A 19876-nucleotide genomic window follows, 5' to 3' on the forward strand; every position below is an offset into this window, starting at 1 on the left:
TTTACACCCTCTTCTTTGTTAATTTAAGTAATACTCTGCTCAAGCTTTCTTCCGTAAGATCCTCCGCATCAGCAAAATCTGATACCGTAAAAGCAGACTCTGTTATTGGTTTATTTATAAGTTGACGAAGATGCCTCAACATTCCATCTGCTATCACTTGAATTTTTAATTTAGAAAACTGTTCCCTACTATACATCCAAACAAAATGTAACTTTTCATCTTTCACCATTCCGATAACATCAATTAGATGAGATGGTTTGGAATCTGGAGCATGATCTAAAAATGTAAACCCTGTCTCTTGCATAAACAAAGATTCCATTGAAAACACCTGATCAAATTGGCCCAAATAATTAAAGCTTATTGAAGGCTTTTGCTGATAAACCGGAATTAACCCTTTATTCAAGTAACGTAAAATACCATAGTCAACTCCGCGATTCGGAATTCGACGCAATTGTTCTTTGACAGCCTTTAACCCTTCTATAGGTGTTTGAGTTCCTTGAAAATTGAGATGAACGGGATAAATACTCGTAAACCAGCCCACTGTCCGTGATAAATCAATACCTTCAATCATCTCTTCTCTTCCGTGTCCTTCTAGATGAATAGAAACCGTTTGCTGACTTGTAAAATCGACGATAGCTTGTCCTAATGCCGTTAATAGTACCTCATCAATCCTTGTCTTATGAGTCACTGGAACTTCGTGTAACAATGCATGTGTTTCTTCTATTCCTAAAGTCCTCGTCACTTGATCAATCGATTCTTCTGTTGTTTCTTGTATTGGATAGTCCATTGGAATTGTCATCGTTTCTTTTTCTACTTGTTCATTCCAATAACCCTGTACTTCTTTTGAAATACCCGAATCACTGTATGTCTGGAGTCGTTCAGACCATTCTTTAAAAGATGTACTTTTCGCAGGTAAGCGAATTCCTTGACCTTGTTTCATCTGGTTATATACCACCTGTAAATCTTCCAATAGAATTCTCCACGATACTCCATCTACTACTAAATGATGAATCACCCAGAATATTCGATCATTTCCAGTCAAGTTATCCTCAAAGTAAACTACTCTCATTAACGGACCAGTAACTAAATTGAAACTATCTTGATTAATGTTCATCTCTTCTTGTATTATTTTATTCCACTCTTTTTCATTAACTTTGTTCCGTTTCACAACATGGAGTACTGACAGCTCATCAGTCCCTTCATTTCTCTGCCTCCATGTTCCGTTTGGTAACTGCTCGTACCTGAAACGTAAAGCATCATGATGTTTGATTAAATTTAATATTGCTCCCTCTAGTAACTTCACATCCAATCTCTCTTTTACTCTTAAAAGCATTGATTGATTCCAGTGCTCTGGATGTGGATGTTCTTGCTCGAAGAACCAGTACTGAATTGGAGTAAGAGGCACATCTCCTGTCACAATCCCCTGCTCCGCTTGTACTTCCTGCGTTTCTATAGCCACTTGTGCCAGCTCGGCAATAGTTGGGCATTCAAACATTTGCTTTGGAGTAAGTTTTAACCCTACTTGACTTGCTTGAGATATGATTTGAATACTGAGAATCGAGTCGCCACCAATTTCAAAGAAATTATCATAGATTCCCACCTTTTTAATACCTAATACTTGCTTCCAAATTGTAGCCAGTATCTGTTCATTACTATTCCGAGGGCCAACACATTCACTATTAATCTGCTTTTCCTCTGGCATAGGTAAGGCCTCACGATCAACTTTGCCGTTAGCTGTAAGTGGAATGGCTTCCATCTTCACGTATCCTGAAGGTACCATATAGCTCGGTAGTTTCGCTTTAAGATACTCTCTCCACGCACCTACATTTCCATCTCCTACAACATAAGCTACTAATCGTTTATCACCCGGTTGATCTTCTCTTACAATTACAACTGCCTCTTTTATAGATGCATATGCATTTAAAGTAGACTCAATCTCCCCAATCTCAATTCGGAAACCACGTATTTTAACCTGATGATCAATTCTTCCACGATAATCCAGATTACCATCTGGCAAATACCTCGCTAAGTCTCCTGTCCGGTATAATCTTGCTTTCGGATCACTACTAAATGGATGAGATATAAAGCGCTCTGCTGTTAATTCAGGTCTATTTAAATACCCACGCGCAAGCCCTGCCCCGCCAATATAAAGCTCACCATCTACACCTATAGGAACAGGTTGTTGATAAGCATCTAATATATACACTTCTAAATCTGGAATCCGTTTTCCGATATTACTTCTCGAAGCATGATGCACATCATCTAGAGTAATTGGATAATACGTAACATGAACTGTAGTTTCTGTAATTCCATACATGTTAATTAGCTGTGGTTCTTTATCCCCATATCTTTGAAACCACGGTAACAAGCTAATGGGTTCTAACGCTTCTCCGCCAAATATCACATAACGCAGCTGCAAGTTTTTATTCTTATCTTCATGTTCACACACTCGTATTAATTGTCGAAATGCGGAAGGTGTCTGATTTAGAACTGTGACTTCTTCCTCCACCAATAATTGATAAAAATCTTTTGGCGATCGACTAATCCAGTACGGAACAACAACTAATTTTCCACCATTTAATAATGCTCCCCAAATTTCCCATACTGAGAAATCAAATGCATAAGAATGAAAAAGCGTCCAAGTATCTTTTTCATTAAACTGATACCAACAATCCGTCGATTTAAATAACCGAATGACATTGTGATGCTCTATCATAACGCCCTTTGGATTCCCTGTTGATCCCGAAGTATAGATTACGTAAGCTAGATTTTGGGAATTCACATCAGAAACCGGCAAGGTCTTACTTTCTTTCCCAATCTCTTCTTGATCACGATCCAGGCAAATCGATTCAACATTTTCTGGTAACCATTTCAATTCTTTTAAACTTTCTTGCGTTACGAATAACTGAATGCTAGCATCCTCTAAAATATATTGAAGTCGCTGCTCTGGATATGTTGGATCAAGTGGAACATAAGCCCCACCAGCCTTCAAAATCCCTAAAATACCTACAATCATTTCGAGAGAACGTTCAACACACAGTCCAACTAAAGTATCAGGTCCTATTCCCTTTTTCTGCAGATAATGAGCTAACTGATTTGCACGTTCATTAAGCTCCTTATAAGTAACTTTTTCTTTTTCATACGTAACTGCAATAGCGTTTGAATAAATCATTGCTTGTCGTTCGAACAATTCATGAAGAGTTTCCCGAGGTGGGAAATCCAGCTTAGGATTGTTGAACTCAACTAAACTTTTTCTTTTATCTTCATCAGAAATAATTTCGATTTCAGCTACCTTCTGCTTTGGGTTTTCAAAAGTGTTTTCCATTATCGCTAACATAACGTTAAAAAAGCGTTTTATCTCTTCCTTAGAAAATAGCTCCTCACGATAATCAATATGTACATGTAAAGAGTCTATATCAATTAGATTTTCAATATGCACTGCAAAATCTTGTACCTCTTCACGGTTTGCGATCCATAGTGAGTCACCACTTTCATCACGATCCCTATAATCAATCGTAGTTCCAAAAAGTCTCACATTGCTGTTATTCTCTTTATTAATCTGCTTTAATAATAAATCAAATGGATATTTCTGATGTCTTAATGATTTACTTTGTTTTCTGGACACCCTACCAATAAATGAAAGCACTTCTTCTTCTGGATCAATATCCATTCTTAAAGGAACTGTACTCACCATCATTCCAATCAATTTTCGTTCCATTTTAGTCATACGGTTGCCGTAAGCCATTCCTAATGCAATATCAAGCGATGAAGTCCACCGATACATGGACAACGAGAAAGCAGCGACAAAAAGAGTATATAAACTAAATTTGTAATTTTGGGAAAATAATTCTATTTTTCTCTTCAAATGCTCCGATAATATAAACGTCTCGCGTGATGCTTTGGTACTAACTTGGTACGTATTATAGGGTTTCAATCCGGTTACAGATGGAAGTGTTTTAAATTCCTCTAACCAGAATTTTTGATCTTTTTGAAAGCGACTACTATTCAAGTATGTTTGTTCATTGGCCAGAAATTGAACATATGAATTTTTAATTTCGCCTTCCTCAGTCTCGTTATGCATTTCATAATAATATTTTGCAATCTGCTCAGTAAATATTTGAATTGATAAACCATCCATGATAATATGATGAACATTTCCAAAGACTGCACATTCATTATCGTTTAATTTTATTAAAGCGAAATAGTATAAATTTGAATTAAGTAATGTAAACCTTTCTTTTGTTTTCTGCTCAATCCATTCCTCAAGCAAATCTGAATTCTCCACATTACTGAAATCGAAAAACTCAAATTCTTGTTCTTCATGTTTAATAAAATATTGTTTAGGTTCCTGATGCCCATTTTCTTTTAATCTAATGCACAGACCGTCATTTTCACTGATAACCCGATTCACAACTTGGTTTAATTTTGAATAATTCATTTTTCGATGAAGTTTAAATAAAAATCTTAAATTACATATCCCTTTATCAGAATGAATAACTTCTGTATACCATATTCTTCGCTGCGGGTGACTTAATGGAAAACATTCCTCATTGGTCATAAAAATCTTCCCTTCAAAAATTATTTGCTCTTATAGGTTCGTGTTTATGTTTAGCCCATAAATATTTCTGCAGTGAAACTCCAATTACTCCAATGACAACAAGCCCAATCCCGCCATAAACATAGAGTTGAGTTACTCCAAACAAATGCACTAATGGGCCACTCATAGCAGGAGAAATAATTAGAACTGCGTTTGTTAAACTGCTTTGAATACCAAATACTCTTCCTACTTGATCTTGATCAGATTCTATTTGTAAAATGACTTGATTAGATACAAGCATCAGCCCACTTCCAATACCAGCGATAAAACTAATCAGATAGGCCAAAACGAAGACCGTACCGGGCGTTATCAAACCAATCCCCCCAAAACCAATTCCCATTAAAACCATGCCTCCACATACTACCCAACCATATTGAAATTGTTTTAATTTCTGAGTTAGTAATGCACCAAGTATTCCGCCAAGACCAATAATAGAAATGATATATCCCATTTTACTTTTATCATGTGGGAATAAGCTCTTAAATAAAGTCGGGAATTGTGAGTCTACTAATTGTAATACTGCCATGGCTATTGTAACGAAAATCATAGTTGATAATATTATCCGATTAGATAACACATAGCCCCACCCTTGTACCCAAGCGGCCCAAGTGCTTTGCTTTTGCTTTTCAACAAGTTCTTTCGATATAGTTTCTTTAAATTTCATTGTGGGTATCAGAACTAACGTAGCTAATAAACAACTTATAGCTCTTATAATGAGGCAGAACTCTGGCTGAAACCAACTCAGCAACATGCCCCCTATAAGTGGGCCTACTATCTTGGTACCCTGCTCTACTATTCCGTTGATACTTACTGCTTTAGTAAGCAAATCTGGGGATACAATCTGTCTTGTTAGTGTTTGTTGTGCAGGATAATAGAAAACAATAAAAATGGAACGAATCATTAATGCCACTAAGAGCCAGTGGATATTTTGTACAAATAAAAGAGCAATTGTTATTAAACCAACCATCAAATTACAGAACATCATAATTGGAATTTTTCTAAAACGATCTGCAATAACACCTGCCCATGAGCCAAAAATAATTCCAGGAAGTGCATATGCAACAGGGATCAATCCAATCATAGTAGGATCTACTTCCCATTCAAACCCAACTATAGTCATAATCGCTAACATATCAATAAAAACACCAAGCATAAGCAATGAATAGGCAGAGAAAACTTGTAAATAAACCCTATTTCCTAATAGGCCTTTTGAATCGGTAGTTTTCATAAAATGTGCTCCTTAAATTTACTAAAACGGATGTTTGGGTGTACACAATACCTCTTTTTTGCACATAATTTATAACTCTACATATATCCATCCGAAATTTAATAGTATTCAAACTTCAATAACTATAAAATTCAATATCTTTGGTATAATTTATGCATTCAAATATACTTATTTTTAGTTTTTATACGTTCACTTCTGACTCTAAATAATCTTTTTCACCTATAAACGTGGACAAATTAAATGATTTCTAGTTATATCGTCATTACAACCACAGTAAAAAACGATAATATTTCATTAATTTATCTGAACAACTTTCTTTGATTTTCATATTCTACAAGCTAAAACTCTACTCAATGAAAATAATCCATTAATAGCTATCTAACCCTAAAATTTATAATAGTTAAACCATCCAAATTACACCCTCTTTTCAGAATTGTCTTTTTTTTCTATTTAAAATACTATCACACAAATTTTCTAGCTACTATCTTCATAAAGTTGAAATAATCAAATTGGAAAATTCAGATAAAAACAAGGTGAATTTGCAATTATCTTAGTTAATATTATTTTCACAAACGCTATTGAGTCATAACACACGATATACTCCTCTTTTTCCACATGTATGTTAATCATAGAAATTACTTCTTTTCCTTAAAACACTCTCGTTACTGGTTTATTTTTCATAAATAGGTCATACCTTTTTCCCCCTTTCATTCCTCTTTATATTTTTATCATACGCAATGAAAATCTCCCCTCCTCATTTATTGTTAATGTGTTAAAAACCGCTCTTTGATACTAAGTGTTTTTCTGTCATATACGGTAGTGTCAAAATGTCATGTTTTTTATGACATAGCTATTAACCCAGCCGGATCCCACTCAATTTTTATTATTCTTTATAAATATGACAGAAGTTCACTATCGACTATGACTCGCCGCTTGCTACACTCTGTTCATACGCTAACTCGTTGTGCTAATAAAAATGTAGCTAAAAAACTTACAAAGATAATTCCAAATGATTATACAAACGCATATCGACCTTTTATATTTGATTCCCCGGTATTAAAATGGTTAGAAAGTAAACAAGTGAATGCGATACTATCTATTCTTAGTGTAATAGTAGGAGTTGTATTTTTTATATTTACAATTAGTTTCTTTAACTTCCGTTTATAGATATATTTAGATTTATATTGAGATAAAAGCCAATTTCAAATGCTTTCTAAATTAGGGTTAACTAAAAGAGAGATAAAAAAAATGTAACCCAACAAATTAGCATATTATTTTTTATACCTATTTTGATTTCTGTTCTTCACAGTAGCGTGGCCTTCTTGGCAATAAGGTTTTTAGCGCAGAACAGGCACATAGACTTACCTATTGCAGGAAATTCTATTCTCATATTCACGAGCTTTACTAGTGTACAAATAATTTACTACCTTATTATTAGAAGAAGTTATTTGCGTCAAATACTTCATTCCATAAATTAAAGTGGAAACTGAAAGAAAGGCTGATGGTATTCCGTATATACCTCTTACTTAAAGTCACTTTTTTAGTGAGCAAATTAAATTCTTTGTTTTACTAATGGAGTAGCACCACATCTCTATCAAGCTAAGAAAATAAAATTCCTCTTAAAATGAAAAAATACGCCATTCTATCTGCAAAATCAGAGGAAGGGATAACGTATTTTTTGCTTTATGGATAGTGTAACGTCTTAGCTTGACGGCGATGTGGCGGTACCCCATTGCTATCAAGCTAAGCTCATACAACATTAATTATAATAGAGGTTGTTTCTTGTTTATAAAGTTTATGTGTAGGGAACCTAAAGATTTGCACACGAAATAAACCCTAACGGGTTTCATTTTTTTGAATTAAGCCGCTTGCTTATCAGACATAGTACAATTGTAAACGACACCTAATATATCAAAGACTGTTTTCTTCTCATATCGATGAGATTTTCTCCCGTTTTGCTGTAGGAGGTTGAACAGACGAATTAGAATCTTTGATAGCTCTTGGATGTCTTTCTGTATTGCTTGGAAAAGAAGAAGAAAGTAATCTTTAATCATATATATGGCCTTATATTCACTCAGTTCTCTTTTCTTTTTTATAAGAAGCAATTGCCGCATTTGAAACATGATAGAAGAGCAGAGTAGAATGGCAATCAATTGTCCATACAAATGGCACTCCCATCTTTCTGGTTTTATCTTTTTACACTGATGAATTTGAAAGAATGACTTCCACGTTTTAAATAAAATTTCGATTTGCCAACGTAAAGAGTACCAATCATGTACTTGTCCTATCGGGACAATGTCTGTAGGAGTATTTGTCATATATGCATTGATACCGCTAAGTCGTTTACTACGAGCAGAATACTTCATTCCTTTCTTTTTTTCCCTTACAGTTTGATCTTGTAATCGTTTTTGTTGTTGGTCATTTGTTAGTCGATGAACAATCACACGAGTTGGGACTTTATCAGACATTCCTACATAAGCGTTAGATATTTCATATGTTTGTCCTGGTTGAAAAGAGTTCATTAAAACCTCCATATCCATCTGGATATACTCTGTTCCTTTCTTGATTCTGCCATCTTGAAAATAATCAGGGTTAGGATTTTTTTGATAAATACGTGTATTCGATTTGATACGTGAAATATAATAAGCCTTTTTCTCTTGTATATGTTGAAGATCTTTCAAATGAAAATAACCTAAATCTCGGATACATAAATCATTCGCTGTTACAGTTGGGGCACACAGGGAACCGTAGGTTCGATCATGTTGTTTACCTGGACCTGTATGAATATGTAGGAACTGTCCACTTAATAGATCATACTCAAGCTGAATCTTCACCCCCGCTGTATGGCTGCATCCTCCTGCACCTGGATAAACAGATGAAAATACATCGGGAAGTTGAAATGAAGTTGAATCTAGAATACGAATACGCTTGAAAATAGAAGTGTATGGAGAAGTGAGCAGCTTAGTTGAAAATAACTTTTGGTTGAGAAGTTCGGCTAACACTTGTTGTAGAAATTGCACAGCTGTGGCATTAAATCGTTGATGCTTCTAAACAGCTACATAACTGAGTTAAAGAGGTTTTTGCGACATTTTGACTAATCCATACACATAAAACAACTAAATCTTTTGCTTGGTACTTACTTGTTCGCTGTACAAACCCAACATCTCTAGCTAGATTCTGTAATGTATTTGGTGATAAAAGACTCTGAATCTCCTGTGCAAATAGTTGTAGTTCGTCAGATACAGAAATAGACATACAAACACGCCATCCTTTCCTATGATTCTACAGAAAGAATAGCGTATTTTTACACTTTAAGGGCGGGGGGAGAAAAAAATCCAAAAGAAAAGTCGACTCCTGAAAAAATTTCGAATATTCGTTAAAAAAACCTAAAAATTGTTATTATTTTTGAATATTACCTAATCCTTTCTCTAATCCTTGTACTAATTCTTTCTCTGATTCTTTATCTAATCCTTTCTCCGATTCTTCATTCTTCTTACTATGCCCCTCTAACATTCCCACTAATATTTCTGTTATTATCGACATAGTACACCTTTATCCAATAACATTTTAAGAAATTCAAATATAGAGAGACCTTGTGAGCTAATTGAATTATATTTGTTATTAATATGTTGTTCTACATTTTTTTCAGAAAGTTGATTATCCCTAGTCTTATTTTCAGGAATATGTTTTTGATTATTGTTCACTATACGTGAAGTTGTAATACTTGGAGCTGTATTATTTAAAACTGTAGTATTTAAAGGGTAAAGCCTGTTATTTATGCTTGAACTGATTTTCATCTCTCATTTTCCTCTTTCTTTTGTAATAAATTTAATATGAAAGTGTTATTCCTAGCTAATACAAACGTATAAACATTTCATATTCTCTTTTTACATATTCTTTATGCCATAGTGTTATATCATATATCTATTTATTATAAGTATAATATACATTACGTTTAAACTAAATAGAACGTTATATAAATGTACAATGTTCTATTTTATAATATTTTAAAAACACTATAAATAGATTAAATTCCATTCTTTTTTGCAGGAAACCTATAGGACTGAAATGCGTTTTAATCTAAAATACAAATACATATGGAATCGATATTTATTGGTTCTTTGTACAAAACGAAATCTCTAGCAAAATCTCGTAAGATATATTATGATAAAAAATTTTAAATATCTCGAAAAAATAATGTAATTTATCAGATATAAATTTAGACATAAAAAATGCGATCTATTCTTATGTTTCTACAGAAAGAATAAATCGCGTTTTTTCATTTTAGGAGGTATTTTATTTTGTTAGCTTGATGGGCATGTGGCGGTACCCCACATCCATCAACTTAAGGATTTTGACTATTCTTGAAATTGAAAGTGCGTTACTATTTTCTTATATTAATGAGAAAGGGTGACGTGCTTTTTATGAATATGCATCAAAAACAAGAATTGTCTTTATTTGCCGAAGAGTTGTATAGATATATGTCTCCCGCTACACTTAATCGATTAGCTATAGAAGCTGGCGGAATGAAACGAAAACGTAAGTGCCATGGGCACCATTTTCTATCTTTGTGTGTATGGTTAAATCAACAAATCGCTACTACCTCTCTTACTCAACTTTGTAGTCAATTAGAAACCTCAACAGGGGTTTTGTTAAGTCCAGAGGGACTTAATCGACGCTTTAACTCAGCTTCGGTAGCCTTCTTTCGAACTGTATTTACTACACTTCTACAAGCTAAGATTGGAGGGTTATCTAAGATTTCTCATTCTCTTTCTGCTTACTTTGAGCGCATTCGCATCCTTGATTCTACAACCTTTCAAGTTCCAGATCGATTCGCATCTACTTATCCTGGTGCCGGAGGATGTAGTCATAAAGCTGGTATAAAAATTCAATTAGAGTATGACTTGTTGAGCGGAGAATTTTCTGATGTGAAAATTGAACCAGGAAAACGAAGTGATCAGGCATATGGTGCAACTCGAACAGGCATGATACAAAAGAATGAACTATATATTCGTGACTTAGGATACTTTCGTTTACAGGACTTTAAGTCTATCCAAGATAAGCAAGGATATTATTTATCACGTCTTAAATTACCAACTAAAATATATAGGAAAGAATTCGAAACAGTGGTATTTAAAACAAAACCTGCTCAATTGAGACCCGTATATATACAAATTCATTTAGAAGATATCATGAAACAATTACAACCTGGTCAAGTGTATGAGTTACATGATGTATATGTAGGGAGTAAAGGCAAGTTGCCTACTCGCATTGTGGTTTATAGGTGTACGGAGGAGCAAAAACAGAAACGCTTACGTGATCGAGCTATTCGCGAAAAGAAAAAAGGGATTACATATACAGAGCGTACGAAACTCTTACAAGGAATTACGGTATATATGACAAACATTCCTACGGAATGGGTGCCAAAAGAGAAAATCTATGATTTATATTCATTGCGTTGGCAAATTGAGCTGTTATTTAAAATATGGAAATCTTGGTTTCAAATTCATCGTTGTAAATCTATTAAACAAGAGCGACTAGAATGTCACCTTTATGGACAACTCATTAGTATCCTATTATGTTCTTCTACTATGTTTAAAATGAGAGAACTTCTGTTACGTAAGAAACAGAAAGAGCTAAGTGAATATAAAGCGATGTACATGATTAAAGATTATTTCTTACTTTTTTATCAAGCATTACATAAGAACACCCAAGAATTATCAAAGATTCTTCTTCGTCTGTTTAACCTCCTACAGCGAAACGGACGAAAATCCCACAGATATGAGAAAAAAACGGTCTTTGATATTTTGGGCGTTGTTTATGAGTATACCACTTCAATCCATCAGGTAGCATAGTTATAGTAAAAAAATTGAAACCCGTCAGGGTTTATTTGATATGCCTACTTTTATGATATCTATAAAAGATAATAAAAAACTACATGGAAAGATCAGTTTTTATATAAACATATAGTTTAAGTTGATGGATGTGTGGCGGTACCCCATCGCCATCAACCTAAGGTTTTAATTATCCCCATGACGAAAATTTCAACTTTTTACAATTATTCATGAGAATTCGGCTCAATTCTTTCGTTATGGACAACAATAATTTCTTAAGGTGATGGGGATTTTCCTATTTTTAAATAAATCGGGCTGATATTTTAAAAAAAAGGAAAAGCTGTTTCCTACAATACTATAAGATGCCGATTTTCTATCCTATTTTAATTCAATTTCTAATATCTCTTCTCTATTCCGTACTGTATTTTTAGCATTACGATGTCCAATCCATTTTATTTTTTCTGGGACATCTGGAGTGAATAACGCTGTAAAGTAAGCCTTCCTTAATATCGTTGCCAACTGAACATAACGATCTCCTACTAATCGATTATCATTCCCATATATCACAAATCTTGCTGCTATATCGTTTGCTATATCTTTATCATTAAGAACATACACTTCTACAGGAAATCGTTGTACCTCACGTACCTTATCTTCATTCTGTTCCATGGATTTAAATAGACCAGTAATGTACGTTAATTCAAACTTATATACTCCAGAATGTATTTGTTAATATTTTGGTACTTCTTTGGTTCTATTAAACATTAGTAATCCCCCTTAGTATATAAATATAACTCGATTTAATTTTTTGCTACCGATTACTCTTTATTCTATATATACTTTTCTTTAGCTTAGGCTTCTTGTGTAACCGTACTTTAGTTCCATTAATATCTAAGTCAATTTTTTCTTCCTCTAAAGCCTCCATTTTCTCTTCATGTTCCTTTTTAATTCTATCTCTTTCTTCTTTTCTCTAAGTCGCTTTGGGACCAATTACGAACAGAATTAAAAATATACTAACCATTACAACAAAAGTAGTCACAAGTACCTCTCCCCCTTTGCCAAAACTTCTTACAACAAAATTCTCTTAATGTGTTAGACTTAATTCAGAAATCTAGAGGAGAACTAGCACTAGCATAATTAAACAGAAATATTACAGAAATGCCCTGCACTATTCCTCCTTTTCCTTATATAAACCGAAATTATAAATGACGCAGTAAGGCCGGTACTAACAGTGTCATTACAAATATAAAGATGGAACTATATCTTAAACTTGAACTCCATTTCCCATATTTGGGATGTTCAAATTTTTTATAAAGCATACCTAATGCTAAAGATATTAAAAACATTAATACAGCTGTTCCTAAAATTATAGAAGTAATTAAGCCCACCATATTACTCATAAAGGTTTGAAAATCAAAAGAACGTGTTGTCAACATTAACACTGGTAGAATCCTTATTAATAGTATGAGAATAAATGAACCTACTCCAAAATATATAGATCTTTTTTTCCACTTTATATGTTTAAACCATAAAGAAGCCCCAAAAACTAATAAGGATATTAAAATTACTACAGAAAGAATAAGGAAAATAACATCAAAAAATGCAGGCACACTCGCATGGACTGCACCATCTATTTTATCTCCCCCATCTTTAATTACATCACTGCCTCCATTAAACAAAGAACCAAGCCAGTCTACAATCCAATCGGTCATCCAGGAAATATCGAATGGTAAATCTTCATTTTTTGTTTGTGTAGGAGCAGCTAAGTTATACACCTCCAAATTTTCCTCCCCCTTAATTAAAATTAAGCCCTTTACTTTAAGTATATAAACTTAACGAACCAAAACTAAGAAAATATCAAATCATATCTTATTAGATAGAAGAACCACACTTTCGAACTTCAATTCTGTACCTCTTTATTCACGACTAATATTTTTTATCATTTTAGCCAAGAAGCCCCCTTCCTCAAGGAGCTTGAAGGGGCACAGCCCAGTGAGTATGTGGGAGATGAATTGGCTTCGAACAAGGGCTGCCAGGAAGCCATCTTAATTGTTCGACATACAGAAAGTGTTACTCCACTATCAATCGAATATACGTTTGGTATATAATAGTCATATACCGAAATGGAGGTGAATGAAATGATGATTAATAAAGCCTATAAGTTTCGTATCTATCCAAGTCAAGCACAAGCAATTCTAATCAACAAAACGATTGGTTGTTCTCGCTTTGTATTCAATCATTTTCTATCCTTATGGGATTACGCATACAAAGAGACAGGAAAAGGCTTGACCTATGGTACATGCTCTGCCAAACTCCCTGCCATGAAGAAAGAGTTTGTTTGGCTAAAGGAAGTGGATAGTATTGCGATTCAGTCGTCTGTTCGCAACCTTGCCGATGCCTATACGCGCTTTTTCAAAAAACAAAATAGCGCACCGCGCTTTAAATCTAAGAAGAACAACGTACAATCTTATACCACAAAACAAATGAAAACATTGCCGTTGTAGGGAACAAAATAAAGTTGCCGAAACTAGGCATTGTTCGATTTGCCAAAAGTCGCGAAGTAGAGGGACGTATTGTAAATGCGACTGTTAGACGGAACCCTTCTGGCAGATATGTTGTGTCAATATTAGTTGAAGCAGAAGTACAAGAACTTCCGAAAACACATTCTTACATTGGAATAGATGTAGGACTAAAAGATTTCGCTATTTTGTCAGATGGAACACCCTATAAAAATCCGAAGTTTTTCCGATCATTAGAAGATAAGTTGGCGAAAGCACAGCATGTTCTTTCTAGAAGAATGAAAGGATCTTCTTGGTGGAATAAACAACGAGTCAAGGTAGCTAGAATTCATGAATACATATCAAATGCTAGAAAAGATTACTTGGACAAAATCTCAACCGAAATCATCAAAAACCACGATGGTATCGGTATAGAGGATTTGCAAGTATCGAATATGTTAAAGAATCATAAGTTAGCAAAAGCAATTAGTGAGGTATCTTGGTCACAGTTTCGAACCATGTTGGAATATAAAGCAAAATGGTATGGCAAACAAGTCATTGTCGTATCGAAAACATTTGCTTCCAGCCAATTATGTTCTTGTTGTGGATATCAGAACAAAGATGTTAAAAATCTAAACCTACGTAAATGAGAGTGTCCTTCTTGTCGTACACACCATGATAGGGATATTAACACAAGTATCAATCTAAAGAATGAAGCAATAAGGCTTCTAACCGCAAGGACTGCAGGGTTAGCCTAATCAACTAGAGTTCGGTAGAACTCTTTACTTAGGAATCCCTCACTTCTAAACGAAGTAAAAGTGAGGGTAGTTCAAATGATCCACTATATTTTCAATAAACGGTAACAGTATTATTATTAAATGCATAAATTTCATCTTTAGCGCTACAATTATCCCATTCCGTGCCAAGACATTCATGTACGTTTTTTACTACTTCATCTGGACCTATATAAGTACCTGCATATGGAAACCCAGCAGCTTCTGTCCAAGATACATTTTTACTTAAATACGTTTTAAAAGCACCCAATTTTCCTTCGCCAGTTAACACATACGTTTAATGTAATAGTTTTTGATATTTATTCATAGCATTAACCCCAAGACATTTCTTTTGTTACAACTTTTGCACTTAATTCTAATACGCCTTTATTTGCATAGCCTGGATATGCTGTATCAAGTTTTGCTACAAAATCTTTTGAAGTTTTACTTTCCTCAGAAGCTTGAATTGCGGTTCTTAAATAATCCATAGTTGCAGTAATCGCTTGATTATCTAATGATTTTTCAATTGATCCATGGCTCGGTACAATTACGTCAGCATTTAAAGCCTGTAACACTTTCAAGTTCTCAATCCATGCCTCCATTGCTGCTTTTGAACTAGTATCTGCTAAGAATAGATGGATTTCGTTAAATACATCTATTCCTCCAATTAATAATTTCAGTTCTCTGTTAAATAAGCTAGTTCTGTAATCGTCTAAGCCTACTAGTTCAAATGTTAGTCCCTGAAAATCAATAGATTTTTCCTTAAACACTTGAGGTAATACCACATTACTTGGTGCATTTTCTCCAAGTGCATCTTTCCAAACTTTCAATTTTCCTAATACAGAATGAACAATATGTTCAACCGTAGACTCTGTAGCATACGCTATAGCTTCTGGATAAGCAGCTTTAATGCTCTCTAATCCAAAATAGTAGTCTGGATCCCCATGAATAATAAAGATTTTATCTAGAGATAAGTTATTTTTTTTCAGATAATCAATTATTTCTTTCGAATCAGACTGAGTAAATTTTGAGTTTATTAAAAATGCATGTCCTGCTTTCTCAACTAAGGTTGCAGTGACCATGAAACTTTTTTCGTCTGAACTAAACACCGTCAATTTTACATCTTTTTGATTTGTATCGATTGTTTTAAACATAGATATTATTCTCCTTTTGTTATACTTATTGAATAGATAACACACTTTTATTTTGTTCCGACAGAAGACTCCTCTTCAATTCTCTTAAAAGGTTCATCGCACCAGCAAATAGATGGGAGATGTATGTCGGATGGCGTAAGCTAGCATATTTGCTACTATAGCCTAAGTTTTCTTAATATAAATTTTTAAAACGTGCTTCAATTTTATCTGGCTTCATTACCCCACCACCAATAGGAATAATTTGATTATCCTTTTGTAAAAGTAAAGAAGGATAACTATTAACACCAAGCTGTCGAACCTTATTGAAATCATTTTGGACATCTACAATTGTTTCTTGCGCATTTAAACGCTCTAATACTTGCTCAGGTTCCAAACCATGCTCAATTGCAATCTTACGATATGTCTCAGGATTACTTAGGCTTTGTCCATCATAATAAAACGCTTTTTGCATAGCATACGTGAATTCTAACAAACGGTCTGGCGCTAATGAGCGTAAAGCTGAAAAGCCAATTGCAGCATCTTTCGAATTCATTTTAAAAGTCCCTTCTTCCACCAATTTTTGATAGGAAGGACCAAATTCTGCACCTGTAAGTTGATTAATTCTTTTATTTCCCTCTTCTATATACGAAAAATTTTTTATTGGTAGATCATCTAAAAATAATCCCCCACATAAAACTGTTAACGGCATTTCAGTGTGGTTTTTGTAAAAACCTTTAATACTTTCTGAAAATCCATAGCACCATCCACAATAAGCGTCCCATACGTAAATAAGGTTATCTTGTTTCGTTTCCATTTAAATCTCCTACCTTTATTTTTATTAGCTAGTTCAGCTATCACTTAAAAATTCTTAGCTAGCTTTTTGGTTGTAAAAGTGCATCTTTTTTAGCAACCTTATTATCTTCCCCAAAAACTAATCCTTCCCAAAAAAGATCACTAAAATTATTTATAAAAGATAACACTGCACATTTTGGCTCTGAAGCAGAAAATACTACCGTTCAGAATATGCATAGTTGTTAATATAGTAGTAATTTTCTACACTGGACGACAATGTATAGTCCGCTATCCTTAAGCTATCCTTAATTAAATATATAAATCTTTATTCTTAAAACAGGAAGCAGTTGTAACTTAATTAGTTACACCATATGAAACCATATTAGTTACAACTAAATTAAAAGTCAATTCTTTTTTACAAAAAACATTAAATTTTTACTTTAACGTTTCCACAAATATGGAATTAAAATAAATTCCCTTTACCCTAAATGTCTATTGTTTAAGGTAATGAATTCTAAAAACATCTTCTTATTTCTTTAAATGGAACAAACCTGCTACTTAGATTGTCTATTAATTATACGTATAAAACAGGTGTTTATGATAAGAGTGATGCAAGAAGAGTGTTATCCTATACACTCTTTAATTGTATTGATATTTAGAACACCTAGACAAAAACCATATATTATTGAAAGAGGTTGAAAATTTATGATAGTCTTAAACAAGTTTTTTAACATGTTACCTTACAAAAAGATTGTACCTGTATTATTTCTTTCATGCGCAACGCTTATAGGCTGTTCCAATAGTAATACTCAATCTGAACCACCTAAACAAGCCAAGCAAGAAAATACAGTTAATCATTCTTTTGCTAAGCTTGAAAAAGAATTTGATGCTAAACTCGGTATTTATGCCTTGGACACTGATACGAATCAAACCGTTACGTATCAATCAGATGAACGGTTTGCATACGCTTCTACCCACAAAGCTCTAGCCGTGGGAGTACTTTTACAAAAGAAATCAATAGAAGATCTCAATCAAAGAATTTTGTATACTCGTGAAGATCTTGTTAATTACAATCCAATTACAGAAAAGTATGTTGATACAGGTATGACTCTGAAAGAGCTTGCAGATGCTTCCCTTCGATATAGTGATAATACGGCACAAAATCTTATTCTCAAACAATTAGGTGGGCCTAGTGAATTCAAAAAATCACTGAGAAAAATAGGAGATACCATTACAAACCCTGAACGTTTTGAACCAGAATTAAACGAAGTGCATCCAGGAGACACTCATGATACTAGTACCCCAAAGGCATTAGCTACTAGTCTTCAGGCTTTCACGCTAGGAGATCTACTTTCAACTGAAAAACGGAATTTATTAATTGATTGGATGAAAGGGAACACTACGGGAGACAAATTAATTCGTGCTGGAGTTCCAGGAGGATGGGAAGTAGCTGATAAGACTGGCTCGGGATCTTATGGAACCAGAAATGATATCGCAATTATTTGGCCACCAAATAAAAAGCCAATTGTTCTTGCGATACTTTCTAATCATGATAAAGAAGATGCTAAATACGATGATAAGCTTATTGCAGAAGCAACCAAAATAGTGTTAAATGCTTTAAAAGCTACAAATAAATAGTAATAGTAGTTAGTCATCAGAATTTTTCTATTTTCCGTCACAATACTGTGACGGTCTTTTTATGTATTTTACAAGGAATATACCATTATCACTACAAATTCACCTCCATTTCGAACATAACTTTTAGTTTTCCCTTTTATTAGTATCCACGAGGTTTCCATATTTAGAAATCTCTCACATAACAATCCTACAGCCTATAAGAAGTAAAAGTAGTTTAATTCTCAAACATGGATTGTGGAACAACTTTTTTTCTTACTACTTTAAATTCAATTTCCCCTTTTTCTCCATACATTAGTTCTATAATTGGAATAGTTACCATTAATTTTTCCTTCTTTTTTCTTTCTGTCTCTAAACCAATTATTTTCATTTCACAATCCCCTTGTTTATAAGTGGACCTTGTAGGACTCGAACCTACGACCGAACGGTTATGAGCCGTTTGCTCTAACCAGCTGAGCTAAAGGTCCAAAGAATAAAATTTACTTCATAAAGCGTATTCACATATATCATTTTACCATATAATGTATCAATTCATTTTACTTTTTATTTAATATGCACATTTACATCGTGTTAAAATTGTTTATATTCTGCACTCCTAATATTTTATAATTAGTACTATCTTTTAGTACCTTTACAGAGATCTGATTAAAAGTAAAAAAATGTATATATCAATCATATTAAAAATGATATAGCTACAACACTTAATTATTCATATTACTAAATACCCTTATGCTATATTGTTTAATATCAGAAATAGCAACTAAATTATATGCCTGTTCCATTGTACTAAAACAATTATCTATCTCCTCTTTTTCCATGATAGGTTTACTAGAATTATTATCTTCTAATTCTAGATCAGCTACTGCCCATGGTAAGTCAAATAGAATCATTTTCTCTAAACTCTTTCCACTATAACAGCCTAAAGTATTAACTATACAATCTAATAGTTCCTTTTCTATTTGAGTTAACTGATTTGTACTATTATAATTAACTTCAAGATTGTCGTACTGACATCCTTTGTATTTATTAAAAATAACTCGATATACCGGGTCGTGACTTCCTACTTCACAATCATCTTCAAATAAATATGTTCTAGTAAACACCCTACAAAATCCCTGCGCATAGTATAAAAGCTTTTGAAGAGCTAAAGGAGTAATATCATCATTTTTATACGGCAAATAGTTAGCAACTTCCTCGATTTTTGTAATCTGTGTAGAAGTAAAATCCTCATTTTCCTGTAGTTTTGCAATTGCTTCTTTAGAAACCCTATATGCTTTTTGAGTAATTAAATCTTTATTTCTTTCCAAAATATCTAGCATAAAAGATTGATCCCTACCTAATCTTTTCAATATATCCAAGTACTGCTTTGTCGGAATATCTCCATGT

At 33.7% G+C, this 19876-nt stretch carries 11 protein-coding genes, 1 tRNA gene and 6 pseudogenes; 4 read left to right on the forward strand and 14 right to left on the reverse strand.

The window, feature by feature from the left end:
• Nucleotide 1: 1 nt before the first annotated feature.
• Nucleotides 2-4558: an amino acid adenylation domain-containing protein gene (locus AAG068_RS28445; protein WP_342720094.1), complete on the reverse strand. Its 4557-nt coding sequence runs from the start codon at nucleotides 4556-4558 to the stop codon at nucleotides 2-4.
• A gap of 13 nt (nucleotides 4559-4571) precedes the next feature.
• Entirely contained in the window at nucleotides 4572-5825 is a 1254-nt protein-coding gene (locus AAG068_RS28450) for an MFS transporter (protein WP_342720095.1), read from the reverse strand.
• Between the two features lie 975 nt (nucleotides 5826-6800).
• Here AAG068_RS28450 and AAG068_RS28455 point away from each other — a divergent pair.
• A pseudogene (locus tag AAG068_RS28455) lies at nucleotides 6801-7303 on the forward strand (ABC transporter permease); the annotation flags it as partial.
• Nucleotides 7304-7684: 381 nt separating this feature from the next.
• Here the strand turns inward: AAG068_RS28455 and AAG068_RS28460 are convergent.
• The 3 genes and pseudogenes from AAG068_RS28460 to AAG068_RS28470 form a co-directional block, all read right to left on the reverse strand.
• Nucleotides 7685-9080 (reverse strand): annotated as a pseudogene (locus AAG068_RS28460) (IS4 family transposase).
• A 144-nt stretch (nucleotides 9081-9224) separates the two neighbouring features.
• A complete protein-coding gene (locus AAG068_RS28465) occupies nucleotides 9225-9368 on the reverse strand; it encodes a hypothetical protein (protein WP_342720096.1) in 144 nt (47 codons plus the stop codon).
• On the reverse strand, nucleotides 9359-9622 hold the full coding sequence (locus AAG068_RS28470) for a hypothetical protein (protein ID WP_342720097.1): 264 nt from the start codon (nucleotides 9620-9622) through the stop codon (nucleotides 9359-9361). The genes AAG068_RS28465 and AAG068_RS28470 overlap by 10 nt, the downstream gene beginning before the upstream one ends.
• 627 nt (nucleotides 9623-10249) lie before the next feature.
• Between AAG068_RS28470 and AAG068_RS28475 the strand changes: the two genes are divergently transcribed.
• Complete coding sequence (locus AAG068_RS28475) at nucleotides 10250-11680, forward strand: IS4 family transposase (protein ID WP_153582270.1); 1431 nt, start codon at nucleotides 10250-10252, stop codon at nucleotides 11678-11680.
• Nucleotides 11681-12037: 357 nt separating this feature from the next.
• Here the strand turns inward: AAG068_RS28475 and AAG068_RS28480 are convergent, their stop codons facing one another.
• The 3 genes and pseudogenes from AAG068_RS28480 to AAG068_RS28490 all read right to left on the reverse strand — a co-directional run bounded on the left by AAG068_RS28480 (nucleotide 12038) and on the right by AAG068_RS28490 (nucleotide 13458).
• On the reverse strand, nucleotides 12038-12328 hold the full coding sequence (locus AAG068_RS28480) for a hypothetical protein (RefSeq protein ID WP_342720098.1): 291 nt from the start codon (nucleotides 12326-12328) through the stop codon (nucleotides 12038-12040).
• Between the two features lie 142 nt (nucleotides 12329-12470).
• Nucleotides 12471-12698, reverse strand: a pseudogene (locus tag AAG068_RS28485) (hypothetical protein).
• Nucleotides 12699-12858: 160 nt separating this feature from the next.
• Complete coding sequence (locus AAG068_RS28490; RefSeq protein WP_342720102.1) at nucleotides 12859-13458, reverse strand: hypothetical protein; 600 nt, start codon at nucleotides 13456-13458, stop codon at nucleotides 12859-12861.
• Between the two features lie 339 nt (nucleotides 13459-13797).
• Here AAG068_RS28490 and tnpB point away from each other — a divergent pair.
• Nucleotides 13798-14915 (forward strand): annotated as a pseudogene (tnpB, locus tag AAG068_RS28495) (IS200/IS605 family element RNA-guided endonuclease TnpB).
• A gap of 94 nt (nucleotides 14916-15009) precedes the next feature.
• On the opposite strand, the pseudogene AAG068_RS28500 reads toward tnpB, so the two are convergent.
• From AAG068_RS28500 to AAG068_RS28510, 3 genes and pseudogenes are all read right to left on the reverse strand, one after another.
• Nucleotides 15010-15222 (reverse strand): annotated as a pseudogene (locus AAG068_RS28500) (nuclear transport factor 2 family protein); the annotation flags it as partial.
• Nucleotides 15223-15262: 40 nt separating this feature from the next.
• Nucleotides 15263-16084: a cytoplasmic protein gene (locus AAG068_RS28505; RefSeq protein WP_342720099.1), complete on the reverse strand. Its 822-nt coding sequence runs from the start codon at nucleotides 16082-16084 to the stop codon at nucleotides 15263-15265.
• Nucleotides 16085-16256: 172 nt separating this feature from the next.
• Nucleotides 16257-16877, reverse strand: a complete 621-nt coding sequence (locus tag AAG068_RS28510) for a DsbA family protein (protein ID WP_342720100.1) — start codon at nucleotides 16875-16877, stop codon at nucleotides 16257-16259.
• A 683-nt stretch (nucleotides 16878-17560) separates the two neighbouring features.
• On the opposite strand from AAG068_RS28510, the gene bla reads away from it, so the two are divergent.
• On the forward strand, nucleotides 17561-18493 hold the full coding sequence (bla, locus tag AAG068_RS28515) for a class A beta-lactamase (RefSeq protein WP_342719911.1): 933 nt from the start codon (nucleotides 17561-17563) through the stop codon (nucleotides 18491-18493).
• A gap of 214 nt (nucleotides 18494-18707) precedes the next feature.
• Here the strand turns inward: bla and AAG068_RS28520 are convergent, their stop codons facing one another.
• The 3 genes and pseudogenes from AAG068_RS28520 to AAG068_RS28530 form a co-directional block, all read right to left on the reverse strand.
• Nucleotides 18708-18860, reverse strand: a complete 153-nt coding sequence (locus tag AAG068_RS28520) for a hypothetical protein (RefSeq protein ID WP_342719912.1) — start codon at nucleotides 18858-18860, stop codon at nucleotides 18708-18710.
• Nucleotides 18861-18883: 23 nt separating this feature from the next.
• Nucleotides 18884-18957: transfer RNA gene (locus AAG068_RS28525), tRNA-Ile, on the reverse strand.
• Between the two features lie 234 nt (nucleotides 18958-19191).
• Nucleotides 19192-19875: pseudogene (locus tag AAG068_RS28530) on the reverse strand (Panacea domain-containing protein); the annotation flags it as partial.
• Nucleotide 19876 lies beyond the last annotated feature (1 nt).

This window comes from Bacillus paramycoides (genome assembly GCF_038971285.1).
GTDB lineage: Bacteria > Bacillota > Bacilli > Bacillales > Bacillaceae_G > Bacillus_A.

Bases quoted from the DNA above. Each gene is read 5' to 3' on its own strand.
- AAG068_RS28445 (WP_342720094.1), bottom strand. From the start codon at position 4,558: ATGACCAATGAGGAATGTTTTCCATTAAGTCACCCGCAGCGAAGAATA.
- AAG068_RS28450 (WP_342720095.1), bottom strand. From the start codon at position 5,825: ATGAAAACTACCGATTCAAAAGGCCTATTAGGAAATAGGGTTTATTTA.
- AAG068_RS28465 (WP_342720096.1), bottom strand. From the start codon at position 9,368: ATGTCGATAATAACAGAAATATTAGTGGGAATGTTAGAGGGGCATAGT.
- AAG068_RS28470 (WP_342720097.1), bottom strand. From the start codon at position 9,622: ATGAAAATCAGTTCAAGCATAAATAACAGGCTTTACCCTTTAAATACT.
- AAG068_RS28475 (WP_153582270.1), top strand. From the start codon at position 10,250: ATGAATATGCATCAAAAACAAGAATTGTCTTTATTTGCCGAAGAGTTG.
- AAG068_RS28480 (WP_342720098.1), bottom strand. From the start codon at position 12,328: ATGGAACAGAATGAAGATAAGGTACGTGAGGTACAACGATTTCCTGTA.
- AAG068_RS28505 (WP_342720099.1), bottom strand. From the start codon at position 16,084: ATGTTTAAAACAATCGATACAAATCAAAAAGATGTAAAATTGACGGTG.
- AAG068_RS28510 (WP_342720100.1), bottom strand. From the start codon at position 16,877: ATGGAAACGAAACAAGATAACCTTATTTACGTATGGGACGCTTATTGT.
- bla (WP_342719911.1), top strand. From the start codon at position 17,561: ATGATAGTCTTAAACAAGTTTTTTAACATGTTACCTTACAAAAAGATT.
- AAG068_RS28520 (WP_342719912.1), bottom strand. From the start codon at position 18,860: ATGAAAATAATTGGTTTAGAGACAGAAAGAAAAAAGAAGGAAAAATTA.